Source organism: Alloscardovia venturai, assembly GCF_042676605.1.
In the GTDB taxonomy this organism is placed as follows: Bacteria; Actinomycetota; Actinomycetes; order Actinomycetales; family Bifidobacteriaceae; genus Alloscardovia; species Alloscardovia venturai.
On the sequence record NZ_JBHTHQ010000022.1, the window covers coordinates 1 to 12676 of the forward strand.

The window sequence follows — 12676 nt, forward strand, 5'->3', positions numbered from 1 at the left end:
TTCCACAAGAGCGAGCACCGACAAGATTTTTATTACTAACTAGCCAGCAACACATTTTGTCCTATAAGCCCGACTTATTTACTGAGATGAGCGGTGGTTTGGCGGAATAATACAAAGTGTCCGAAAGTGTCCGAAAGTGTCCAAAAAGTGTTACTATAGTGACACTGATTTGGTAGTGACACTAGTTAGTTTGAAATAATGACGGTGCCTTTAAAATATCGAAACTCTAATTATTCCCCACCATCTGTAGTGTCTTGCGTCCTCTGAAATAGTTATAACTGAGCCGGACAAAAAGTCGCTCAGGAAGTTCAGAAGTATTCCATAAGAGCACGGGCGGACACCCCGGCATGGAGAGTTTAAGATGCTGCTTGCTGTTTCCTAGAGTTTGCTGAGTGGCACCGACAGGTATATTGAGTTCAAAGATAGGATATTCAAAGTTTTTCCCAAATGGTCCAATACTTTCCAAGAAATCCGCCAAAGAGCTCAATGCCGCTTGGTCCCACCATGTCACATCATCGTCACTCTCGCCTATGGTCAGTACGGGTTCTGGCAGGTAGTTCATTGGCACTGATATACCGGTGAGCGCATCAGTAAGTGACTCTAAAGGGCCTCGTACGCCGCAAGCTCCCTGATGACCTACGACTTCTAGACCGTCTCGATGGGCAAGCATGTCGATGATTGGGTAGTAGTCTGGCGCGCGCATGGAGCCATCGATGGTTTGATTCTCTTCGTTAACGTGTACGACCGCTGTCGGCAGTTGTGAACGATGCATGAGATGACCCGCAAGAAGTCCAAGCATACCTTGAGGAGCGTCAGTAATGTACACGTACGGTGCGTATGTATCGTCTAGACTTTCCATATACTGGGCAACTGCCTTTTTACGCTTATTATTTGCCGCTACAAGATGGACAATTGCCGTTTTTCGTATCTGCTCATTTTTGCCAATGAAAACGTTGAAAGCATCAACCATAGGTGACCCTACGCGACGCGGGGCATTAAACATCGGAGCAAGAGTATAGGAGTAGAACTGCTCATCGCAGTTTTCGATCTTTATCGCCAACTGTGCTAAAAGTTGTACATACCCCTCAAATGCTGTGAGAAAGACTGGGTGAACGTTTGCATCGGCACGTAGTACATCTAGCGCGAGAGGTTTGGAGATAAGCTCACGGGTGAGTTCTAGAGATTGGCGTACCAAGAAACGATTATCGTGGACGAGAGGCATGACATCAGAAATGGTTCCTATTCCAGCAAAGAGAATGAGGAGATTTAAGTATTTACGTTCGCTGTCAGATGCGTATCGACGTGCGTATGCGCTCACCATTAAGAAAGCAACAGCTGCGCCACAAATACCAGGCAACGGATAGGAAGAGTTGCGTGCGCAAGGGTCTATCATTGCGTCAGCTGGACATGCTGTCTCTTGCTCATGATGATCTGTGACGAGTACGGCAAGACCCTGTGATTGAGCATAGCGGATGCCCTCAGTGGAATTTACTCCACAATCGCATGTGAGAATTACTTTTGTATCTGGGAAGTCATGCATGATGTCGTCCACGTCTTCTATGCCAAACTCGTGACCGTGCTCATAGTGGGGAATACTGAGATTGATAGTGAAGCCTAATTGACTGAGCCCCGCATAGAGAATGATTCCCGACGTAATACCATCCATATCAAAATCCGGTGCAATCGTTATTTCTGCAGATTTGTAAGAGTGAAGAGCCGATATGAACTTATCCATACCGTCGAGCTGAGCACCATAGGGAGTATTTAATTCGCGCAGAAATTCTGGTGTGAGGCCGGAGCGTTCTATAAACTTTTTGACGAGTGGTGAGTAGTGTGACATGTTTTTTTATGGTAACTCAGTGCAGAGAAACCGTCAGAGAAGCTGTTAGAAACCTGTAGAGAAGCCAAAAAACTAAAGAGAGAAAATTAGAAGCCTTTCTCTGTGGAAGAGAAAGGCTTCATACAAGTAACTTGTCAAGTAGCTGTCAAGTCGCCCATTAAGTGCTCGAAACACACGCGACGAGTAGCGTTTTAGACGTACTTCATACCGCCGTCCACGAGGATTGCCTGACCGGTGATGTAGTCAGACTTCTCACTTGCGAGGAAGGATACGAGGTTTGCCACATCTGCAGGAGTCTCACCACGACCCAAAGCGATACCCTCGATAGTCTTCTTCAAGCTCTCACCTACAGGCACATGGTTAATCTCGCTAAGGCGACGGTCGATTTCATCCCACATAGGAGTGAGAACGATACCTGGGCAGAACGCATTTACAGTGATGCCGTACTGAGCAAGCTCTTTCGCCGCAGTTTGAGTCAGACCGCGCACAGCAAACTTTGTTGCTGAGTATGCCGCCAGAGGAGTGAATCCTTCATGGCCAGCGATAGAAGATGCGTTGATAATCTTTCCCTTCGTACCTTGCTTGATAAACTGATGCGCTGCTTCGTAAGTGCCGTAGAATGCGCCCTTCACATTGATGTCGAGCAAATCGTCAAGAGCCTTATCTGTCTGCTCAAGGAATGGCTCTACGCGGCAGATTCCAGCATTGTTGACCATGACATCAAGCTGACCAAAGTCTGCTACGACGTCTTCTACAAGTTTCTTGACATCATCATGAGAAGCAACATTGACGTAGTAGCCCTTGGAGTCATTTCCTACAGAAGCCGCTACTTTGTCTGCATTGTCTTTATTGATATCAGCAACTGCTACAGTAAAACCATCTTGAGCAAGCTGACGAACGATACCTTCGCCGATGCCTTGTCCACCACCAGTTACAATTGCTACCTTCATAATTTCCTCCTCAAAATCTCATGCACATCTTTGCGCATGTGACTTTGAGCATAACACACATGTCTAGAGAAAAACGCAGCAGATATATGAGTAGAATGTAGGTTATGAGACTCGGTTCCATTATTGATTATGCGCGCTCGCAGTTTGCGACTTTTGACGTTATCCCTTTTAACGACGTTGACGCCGCTATTTTCGCGCAGCTTTCTTACGCGCAGCTGACAGAACCGTTTACTACCTTCGCTTCTTCGAATACTGCTTTACTAGAGTCGAAGCAAGCCAAAGCGCAGGCTTCAACTCTTGTGCATTACTTCCAACGTGTCAAAAATTGGCTGGCTCACAAACCGCAAAACCCTGTGCAGCTCGAAGACGAGGAACGTTTTACGAGCCTTTATCAAGCGTTTTATCATGCGGAAGATTTTTCTTTGACTTTCTCATCTGAGGCGAGCCGTGAGCAGATGGTGGAGCTCATTACGGCTATGATAGGGTCGCCTCGATATCGTGATGTTCAAGTTGGGGAATTCGTCTACCAGTTCAATGAAGAGCGATATAACAATGAGCAATTTGCCGCTATGACGTTTTTGCTTCCAGATGGTACGGAATACATTTCTTTACGCGGTACAGAAGCAACGTTTGTAGGTTGGAGAGAAGACTTTCAGCTCGCGTTTGATGACGTGATTCCGTCGCAAATTTCGGCTGTAAGTTATGTCAACACTATAGCTAGGCGCTCACATCATCCGCTTATTATAGGCGGACACTCTAAAGGCGGCAATACTGCTGTGTATGCTGCTGTACATTGTGATGATGATGTGCGCTCGCGTATCCAGCATATATATACTTTTGACGGACCAGGATCCATGACAGATATTATGCAGTCGCAGGAGTTTAAGGATATATCTCATCGACTGACAAAACTTGTGCCGCAAGAGTCGTTTATTGGAATGATGTTTGAATATACGGAACCATATCAGGTGATTCATAGTAATGCGACTGGCATCAATCAGCATTTCCTTTTCTCCTGGGACGTGGACCTCGACAGTGATGATTTTGTACATGACGATGCTCTTACAGTTTCTGCCGATAATCTCTCTAGCGCTTACATCGCTTGGACGAATACGATGGATAGACAGGAACGTCGCGAGATTATCGATGCCATGTTTGCCATAGTTGAGGCATCAGGGTACGACAACTTTACCGATTTAGCGAATAATATCTCCATCTCTGCGCCAGCTATGTGGCAAAAGTTCAGGTCACTTGATGAGGATGAACGAGCAAAACTTGTAGATCCATTTACGAATCTGTTTGCCAAAATCTTCCACTTTAATTGGGCGACATCTATGATGAACCCTGCCACGTGGAGTACGCCAGATTTACAGTCAAGCTCAGTCGTGAAGTCCCTTGCTTCCCTAACTGATAGAATTATCGACGCAGTAACTCCTACCGACACGACTCATGATGCAGACAGTAACGAATAAATATACGCAACCCGCACATTTTTCTTTCGTTGAGAAGAAGTCAGAATTTATCGCAGATGCGTGTCATATAGAAAATCTTGACGAAGCCGTAGTTTTCGTTGAATCTATTCGTGCTGAACATCCTAAGGCGAGGCATGTGTGCTTTGCAGCAATTGTTGGAGCAAGCGAAGCGCAGTTTCAAGAAAGAATGAGCGACGACGGTGAACCGAGTGGAACTGCGGGAAAGCCCGTTCTACAGGTCTTGCGACGCTCCGGTACGACGGACACTGCCATCGCGGTAACTCGTTACTTTGGGGGAGTACTTCTCGGCGCTGGTGGTTTGGTTCGCGCATACTCTACAGCGGCATCTGGGGCGTTGAAAGCTGCAGAAATGTCTCGTGTCGTTCCTGCGCAGGGTATGGTGTGTGACCTTGACTACTCACAATATGCCACGTTACAGCACCTTATAAAGCAGTATCGAGGCGTGATACACGCCGAGAATTTTACGGATAAGGTGAGCGTAGAATTTTTGGTTCCCATATCAGAAGTTGACCGTGTGGAGCAGGCTATACGGCGCGTCTTTCAGGATACAGTAAAGCTCGTGCGCGGTGAGCTTGAATCGATGATGGAATAGAGTAGAGATTATGGCTACAGAAAAAACGTCAAATACTGCCCTGACTACTGAGTATGAATTTTTGCGACATACAGATGATTCCTCAGAGCTACACACTCGATGCCATACGCCACTTCCAGATTCAAGTGATGCCGCTGCGTTTTCGCGTGCCACAGCACTTCTGGAAGCTGTAGCAGGAAATATGAGCACTCCTGTGGAAGACCGAGTGTATTTGGCGGAGACGATGCCTTATCCAAACATTCTTGTCAAACTTTCGACAGATCCTGAGGCGCGAGTGCGTGCAGCTGTTGCAGCAAATACGTCATCAAAAGATTGGCTTGTGGGTCGTCTGACGAAGGATGAAGATAGTGTCGTACGAGCGAAGGCTTTGACAAACCCGGTGACGTCATGGCGTATGCGCATGGAAGGTGCTGAAGATGAGCACACAGAAACGGATACTTTGCGATATCTCGCTAGTCTCGGCACTGAGGAAGATAGCAAAGCTCCTGCGGTTCTTGCAGCGATGGTACGTCGTGCAGTGGCAGAAAATCCACATACGGATGATGAAACGCTCGATACTCTGACGCATGATTCTTCGCCGGATGTAGCTCATGCAGCGGTAAGGATGCAGGAGAAAAGACGGACTGCTTGAGATACGGCAAAAGAGATTGACACTCGTCGAAGTATTCCGCTAACATAAAAGATTGTTGTGTTTCCCTATAGGGGTCCAGGAAAGCGCTTTCCCACTCGCTCACTAGGACTTTCAGGGAGCCCACGGATAAAGGATGTCATAAGGCATCTGGAACACAATGAAAGAAAAGGTTACAAAGTGAAGACTTTCACTCCACGCCCAAGTGACTTAAGCCACGAATGGTACGTTGTAGACGCTACTGACGTGGTACTCGGTCGTTTGTCGGTACAGGTAGCAAACTTGCTTCGTGGCAAGAACAAGCCTACTTTTGCTCCACATGCTGATGGCGGTAACTTCGTTATCGTCATCAATGCGGACAAGATTGCTTTGAGCGGCAATAAGTTGGCAAAGAATCTTTATCAGCACTCTGGTTTCCCAGGTGGTTTGCGTGCAGATACTTACGCAGAGCTTCTTGAGAAGAATCCAGAACGTATCATTCGTGCTGCAGTTAAGGGCATGATGCCTAAGAACAAGCTTGCTAAGGCACAGCTTGCTCGTCTGCGCGTTTATGCAGGTGCTGAACACCCACATACCCCAAACAAGCCACAGGTTGTAGAGATCACTCAGGTCTCTCAGCAGGCTAAGTAGGACCGAAAGGAGAATCCACAATGGCTGAAAATGCAAGCTCCGCGGTTCTTGAGACCGAGGTAGAACTCACTTCTTACACTTCTGAAACCAATGCAGGTGCTGGCACCGGTACTTCTGCAATCGCTCCTGGCTACGGCACTGGTCGTCGCAAGGAAGCAGTTGCTCGAGTACGTTTGGTACCGGGTTCTGGTAAGTGGACCGTTAATGGTCGCACTCTTGAAGAGTACTTCCCAAGCCGTTTGCACCAGCGCGAGGTTAACTCTCCAATCGTTTTGCTCAAGCTCGAAAACAAGTTTGACGTCATCGTTCTCGTAGACGGTGGCGGCGTGACCGGTCAGGCAGGTGCTGTCCGTCTCGGTGTAGCTCGTGCTTTGAACTCTATCGATCGTGATGCTAACCGCGCAGCTTTGAAGAAGGCTGGCTTCCTTACTCGTGATGCTCGTGCAGTAGAACGCAAGAAGGCTGGTTTGCACAAGGCACGCAAGGCTTCTCAGTACTCCAAGCGTTAAGTTTTTACTTACCGTTTTGGTTTTATCCTGCTCCACTTCGGTGGAGCAGGATTTTTTGTTTTTGGGCGGCAGACAGGTGCATGTAACGCAAAGTTGCGTTGTGGAAGAGTAAAGATGCATCGACTGACAAAAATTAATGCGATCACAAAGGATTTTTCCTATAACAATATTGAATTTTGGAAAACTTTCTAAAAAGTACACGCCGAAAGTCGTGGGGGGGGGCTTAGTATAGAGCTCATCTTTCAAATAATTTTGTAGAGATTATTAAATGAGAAGTATCAGAGGGGAGGAAAGTTAATTGTTTACTCCAACGCATGTCCGACATATGGTTAAGCATCTTGTAGTTTTCACTCTTTCTCTGCTTCTTGTTCTAACTACCGCGTTAGGAAGCTCTGTCGCTGTAGCAGACACCACGATTACGCCTGAAGTCGCTTTGAGTGGTATCTACCCACACTATACTGGCGGCACAGGCTCATATAGCCTTGACTATTATGTCGTGAAGTACACAGTAACGATGGATAAGCCACGCCTTTTTGGCATGAAGCAGACTGCCAACACTATGGGTGTTCAGCTTCTTTCTGAAGACACTAATTCTCCAGTGGCAAGTGGAAATGTTATCAATGGATATGCATACTCCCAGCAGACGACTTATGTTCCTGATGGCTATACTTCGATTTTTACTCCTACACTGTCTGCGACGAATATAATTACTCTTTCTTTCAAGATTCCTGCGTCGAAACTTCAATACTGGAAGTTCACGTCAGATATGTTCAAGTTCGACTTCATGCTTCTCAAAGAAGAGAACGGTGTTTATACTCAGCTAACTGATACGCAAGAATCGACGACAGGTACACAGACTGGTTCTACTATCAAGACGAATTGGGTAGGGTATTACTACGACGATGGATATGTATCGCGTTTTAGAATTAGTAGTGTCGATGGGTCTCAGACATTACCGTCATTTTGTGTTGATGGCAAGACATCTACGTTGAATGAAGTAATCGGAACTTCTCGTATTGACGGCATTTCTACTGCCAAAGCAAAAAATTATTACTTCCAGAAGCTCTCTGAAGATAATCCCGCTGTCTATGGCGAGAATGGAGTTATTTCGACACGTTCTCAGGATGCTCAATATCGACCGTATACTTCTCAAGAAGAGATTATTAAGCACATTAAAATGGCGCTTTACTATTATCAGACTCAAGGTAGCACTGATAGTATTCTTTCTGCGAAGCGGAAGAAGACGAAGAATTATCAGCACTATCTTCTTGAGCAACAACTTATTTGGATGTATACCGATGGTATTGCTTCAAGTAATACTGCTTGGAAGAATGTGCATGACCACTATCTTTATACTGGCGATACTGCGAGTATTTCGTTTAAAGATACGCAGACTCTATTTTCGCGTATCGAAGCTCAGAATCTTACACAGAGCCAGCTTGATAGCATTACGTTGACATTCTGGCAAGGCGTGGGACCGACGGGTAGTGAAAAACGACCGAGTCAAAATCAGATGACTTATGAGTACAACCCAAACGTTGTTTCGCTTTCCGTAGTTAAGGTGGATGTGAATGCAACTACAACACGGCTTGCAGGTGCAACCTTCACTCTAAAGAATTCTGCTGGAGAAGTTGTCAGTACACAAACAAGCGGCGCAGACGGTACTCTTACTTTCCGTAAACTTACTGACGGTACATATATGTTGCAGGAAACTGTGGCTCCTTCCGGTTATGACCTTAATGCGACTGTGTACACCGTAACTGTTGCGGGTGGCTCTTTCACTATTAAAGACATGCAGAATAATACTGTAGCTCTTAACTCATCTGGTCAGCTTCAAGTTGGCGATAAAAAGACGCCTGTCAAAGGTAAGTTCGCTGTGAAAAAGGTGGATGCTGACGATGTGAGTAAGACTCTTGCCGGTGCTACCTTTGAGCTCAAGCTCAACAGCACTTCAGCTAGTACATCTTTTGAGAAAACAACGGATTCACGTGGACTCATTTCCTTTGAAGATTTAGACCCAGGACAGTATCTCTTGAAGGAGAAAGAAGCTCCATATGGTTATCAGCTTGATAGTGCAACTTACGTGATTGACGTTCATGATGATGGAACCGTCACATGGAGGAATACTGCTACTGGAGAGTCTTCTTCGAGTGCTGGTCGTGACATCACTATCACCATAAAGGACTCTGCCTATCCACCGATGAAGGTGCAGGTAGTTAAGATGACTCACGTCGCTGGAGATGGTAGCGAAACGCAGGAAGTGCCTATTACATCTGGGAAACTTGTCCTGAAGCTAACCGCTGTAGCCGGGAATACACACGCTGTGCCTACTGGTAAAGATACTTTTGAGTTTGATTTGTCTACACAGCCATCTGACGGAACTGAAATGACACCACTAACGATGACTCTACCAGACGGGTTAAGTGGTGACTATATCCTCACTGAGGTGAGCGCTCCGGCGGGGTATGTAAAGACGAATAAGTCATACACGATTCGTGTCAATCCGGACAACAGGACCGTTACGCTGCTAGATTCTTCGAATTTGCCATCAACTGTGCTGTATAGATACGACGTGCAGGACAAGGTGGACGATATGAGAAGCCTCAAGATTTTTAATGAGAAACCAGAGTATCCGCATACAGGTGGCAGTGGAACTCGTATGTTCACTGTCGCAGGATGCATCGTGATGCTTATAGGTATTGCTATCGCCTTCGGATATCGAAGTAAAGCAAAGAATAAATAAGATTTTGCGCACACAAACGTGTGTACAGGAAATTGTATGAACCCCATACATCATGTCGATGATAAGAGAGGAGAGATGATGCGAGCAAAGTCTAAAGTATTAGCTGCACTCGTTGCACTCTTTATGATGGTAGGTACTCCTGCAGCTGCAATGGGTACTGCTGTAGTGGCGCACGCCGCTAATGATAAGACAAGCACAGTTACCATTCACAAGTTGATGATGACTGATACTCAGTTGGATAGTTGGACAAGTCCTGAGAAGTATGATGGTACTCAGTCTCTCAGCGAGCTTTCTACACTTGCTGGTCAGGACCTTAAGGAAGTAGCAGGCGTTTACTTCGCAGCACAGAACAAGGCTGGAAAGTGGATTAATGCAAATGGTCAAGAAGTATCCTCAGCTAAGGATGCACTTGGCGGGCTGACCACAGCAACTGGTCTTGCTTTGAACGTTTCCAATTTTGATCAGTCCAAGCCAACCGTATACCGATTCGTGGAAGTCAAAGAGCTTTCTGAATATAAGGGCGCTGATGGTCAGACTCTTTCACGTCAGAAGGCAACTGATATCGAGGTAACTCTTCCATTCGTAAAGGCTGATGGTTCTATTCTTGATAATGTTCAGACTTATCCAAAGAATACAGAAACTGGCAAGCCAGAGCACAGCAAGGCACTCGATACTTCTGCAGATAAGACTGGTAGCGATGTCAAGAATCACGGCATGTCTGTGACTAAGGGCGACAATGTACCATTCGTTCTTACTACTAAGATTGCGGCTGGTTCTACTCTGAACAAGGCAGATTGGAACGATACCATGTCTGCTGGTCTCAAGATGAACAAGGATGTCACTATTACTGATAATGCAGGTGTAAACCTTGCTCAAGGTGACTACACTGTGACATACACAGATAAAGGTTTCGCGCTTGCACTGAAGGCTTCTGGCCTGACTAAGCTTGCAAAGGTTACCGCGCCAACGGATGCTTCCTTCAAGGTTTTGGGTGCAGACCCAGCTGTCAACGGTCAGAACAAGGCTGTGACATTTACTCTCAAGTATTCTGCAAACGTTACGGAAGACGCTCAAATTGAGCAGGCTCTCGATAACTCCTCCACCTTCCACTATGGAAACAATCCTGGATACACCACAGAGCCAGGCGACAACAATCCTCCAACCGTAACTCCAAAGAATCACGAGATTACTGTAAAGAAGTCCTTCACAAACGGACCAACTGCTGCTTCTCCTACAACTGACTGGCCTGCTGGTTTGAAGATTACGTACACTCTTCAGGTATTTGATCCAACTACAGTAGACAGCGAAACAGCTGGTGCAGCGGACAATGGCTGGACCAATGTATCTGGTCAGTCCTTAGAGCTTAACGCTACTAAGACTACAGGTTCCTTCACAGGTCTTGACGATAGCAAGTCCTACCGAGTAGTAGAAACTGCAGTTGATGGTTGGGTACCAAACTACTCTGTAGATACTGATGGTAATGTTGTCGTAGTCAACAAGAAGAACGTCAACCCACAGCCAATCGGTCCAAAGCACGTGACAGTCGTCACCTTCGGAAAGAAGTGGGTCAAGACTTCTCAAGAAGCGACTGAACGTCTTGCAGGCGCAAAGTTTGTCATCAAGAACAGTGCAGGAAAGTTCCTCGCTCTTCAGGAAGATGCAACAAACACAGCGAACAAGGCTGCTTATGAATCTGCTATGAAGGCATATCAGGACGAAATTGCGAAGTTCAATAAGGACAATACTTCTACCACTCAGGCAAATATCGATGCTAAGTACAATGCGATGAAGGCAGCATATGAAGCAATGAATGAGCAATATCGCTGGGTAGACTCCCAAGATGATGCACTCGTGCTGACTTCTGACGAAGCTGGTCGTTTCGAAATTAACGGTCTGCGCAAGGATACATACAACCTCGTAGAAATCGCAGCACCAGCTGGTTACGCATTAAACTCTGCACCAATCAGCTTCGAAGTAAAGCCCGGGTCATACACCACTGGAAACATCGAATACAGTCCAACTGATGCTTCCAAGACTGCAACTCAGGTCATCAACAAGAAGGTTACCATCCCACAAACTGGTGGCATGGGTACCATTCTCTTCACTATTGCTGGTATCGCCATCATGGTTGCAGCAGTTGTGGCTTTGAAGATGAACAACAAGAAGTCTGAATCAGACGCAGAGTAAACATCTGCGACAACACAAGATATACGAGAAGATAAAGGAGGCAGTATGAAGTACAACACAATGAAGTCAGTTTTAACTGGTATGGCTGCACTTATAACTGTCTTCTTTGTCGTCCTTGTATCTTTCACAGCAAGTGCCGCTCATGCGCAAGATACGTCGTACACTCTGAACATTCATATCAAGAATTACGATGCTATCTACGCGGCATACGGTGGAAGCACATCGACGAATCTACAGATGTGGGAAGTTCCGTCATCTGCATTGGCTGAGAATAGAGACATTCAAGACACATTCCAAAAACTTCATGAGAAGACTCAGGGAGCACTTGACGCCACTTACTCGGCTGTACAAGTCCCTGTCACGTTTATGCGTGATGGAATTCATACGTCGAATGTAAAGCAAGGTATCTTCTACGTGCGTGGGAGTTTCCCGACCTCTGATAATCTCAATAAATTCGAGTTTATGGTAGACACTCGCGATGCTGGAACGTCGCATGTCATTGACATTGATGCAAAGTCTATCGTAGAGAATCCTCATGCACCTACCGGAAACTATTACTTCCTCAAAGTAGGTGATGATGCTGCACAGACCCCTTTGAGCGGAGCAGTATTCAAGGTATATACCTACGATAAAGTTACCCATACATATTCTGACGTCATGGTATCAGGTAAAGCTTTGACCGTAACGTCAGATAAAAATGGTGAGTTCCATGTAAGTGATTTGCCTTATGGTAACTATGCGCTTGAAGAAGCGAAGGCACCCGATGGCTTTGTCAAGCTCAACGGATACGTACACTTTACCATTGATTCTTCTACAAATCAGGGAAGGAAGCACAAGGTCCTTGTGATTGAAAATCATAGGAAGCCAAATATTCCACCCCTTGCCAAAACTGGTGCGTCAGTGATAGCTATTGCACTCATCGCAGTACTTTTCGTAAGTCTGGGTATAGCTGTTTATCGCAAGAAATATCAGAGAATCTAAAGATATGCGTATTTCTCATGGTTCGGTTAGAAGTCTTGTCGCTTCTGCCGAACCATTACTATTTTGAGCATCACGATTTTAATTTGTCTGACAGAATATCCGAAGGAGACGGGAGAAGGCGGC

At 46.0% G+C, this 12676-nt stretch carries 10 protein-coding genes; 8 read left to right on the forward strand and 2 right to left on the reverse strand.

The window, feature by feature from the left end:
- Nucleotides 1–226: 226 nt before the first annotated feature.
- Nucleotides 227–1840, reverse strand: coding sequence for a DHH family phosphoesterase (locus tag ACFQY8_RS07065; protein ID WP_377939211.1), 1614 nt, complete (start codon nucleotides 1838–1840; stop codon nucleotides 227–229).
- A gap of 191 nt (nucleotides 1841–2031) precedes the next feature.
- Nucleotides 2032–2790 carry an acetoin reductase gene (locus tag ACFQY8_RS07070; protein ID WP_377939212.1) on the reverse strand — a complete coding sequence of 253 codons (759 nt, stop codon included), beginning with the start codon at nucleotides 2788–2790 and terminating at the stop codon, nucleotides 2032–2034.
- A 104-nt stretch (nucleotides 2791–2894) separates the two neighbouring features.
- Between ACFQY8_RS07070 and ACFQY8_RS07075 the strand changes: the two genes are divergently transcribed.
- The 8 genes from ACFQY8_RS07075 (at nucleotide 2895) to ACFQY8_RS07110 (ending at nucleotide 12553) form a co-directional block, all read left to right on the forward strand.
- Nucleotides 2895–4262, forward strand: a complete 1368-nt coding sequence (locus tag ACFQY8_RS07075) for an Mbeg1-like protein (protein WP_377939214.1) — start codon at nucleotides 2895–2897, stop codon at nucleotides 4260–4262.
- Nucleotides 4243–4875, forward strand: a complete 633-nt coding sequence (locus tag ACFQY8_RS07080; protein WP_377939301.1) for a YigZ family protein — start codon at nucleotides 4243–4245, stop codon at nucleotides 4873–4875. The genes ACFQY8_RS07075 and ACFQY8_RS07080 overlap by 20 nt, the downstream gene beginning before the upstream one ends.
- Nucleotides 4876–4885: 10 nt before the next feature.
- Nucleotides 4886–5506, forward strand: coding sequence for an AbrB family transcriptional regulator (locus ACFQY8_RS07085; RefSeq protein WP_377939215.1), 621 nt, complete (start codon nucleotides 4886–4888; stop codon nucleotides 5504–5506).
- A 177-nt stretch (nucleotides 5507–5683) separates the two neighbouring features.
- Complete coding sequence (rplM, locus tag ACFQY8_RS07090) at nucleotides 5684–6133, forward strand: 50S ribosomal protein L13 (RefSeq protein WP_377939216.1); 450 nt, start codon at nucleotides 5684–5686, stop codon at nucleotides 6131–6133.
- A gap of 20 nt (nucleotides 6134–6153) precedes the next feature.
- Nucleotides 6154–6642, forward strand: a complete 489-nt coding sequence (rpsI, locus tag ACFQY8_RS07095; RefSeq protein WP_377939217.1) for a 30S ribosomal protein S9 — start codon at nucleotides 6154–6156, stop codon at nucleotides 6640–6642.
- Between the two features lie 298 nt (nucleotides 6643–6940).
- The gene (locus ACFQY8_RS07100) at nucleotides 6941–9385 is read left to right on the forward strand and encodes an MSCRAMM family protein (protein ID WP_377939218.1); all 2445 of its coding nucleotides are present in this window, start codon (nucleotides 6941–6943) and stop codon (nucleotides 9383–9385) included.
- 36 nt (nucleotides 9386–9421) lie between these two features.
- Nucleotides 9422–11572, forward strand: coding sequence for a pilin N-terminal domain-containing protein (locus ACFQY8_RS07105; protein ID WP_377939219.1), 2151 nt, complete (start codon nucleotides 9422–9424; stop codon nucleotides 11570–11572).
- A 45-nt stretch (nucleotides 11573–11617) separates the two neighbouring features.
- Nucleotides 11618–12553, forward strand: a complete 936-nt coding sequence (locus tag ACFQY8_RS07110) for a prealbumin-like fold domain-containing protein (RefSeq protein WP_377939220.1) — start codon at nucleotides 11618–11620, stop codon at nucleotides 12551–12553.
- The last annotated feature ends 123 nt before the right edge of the window (nucleotides 12554–12676 follow it).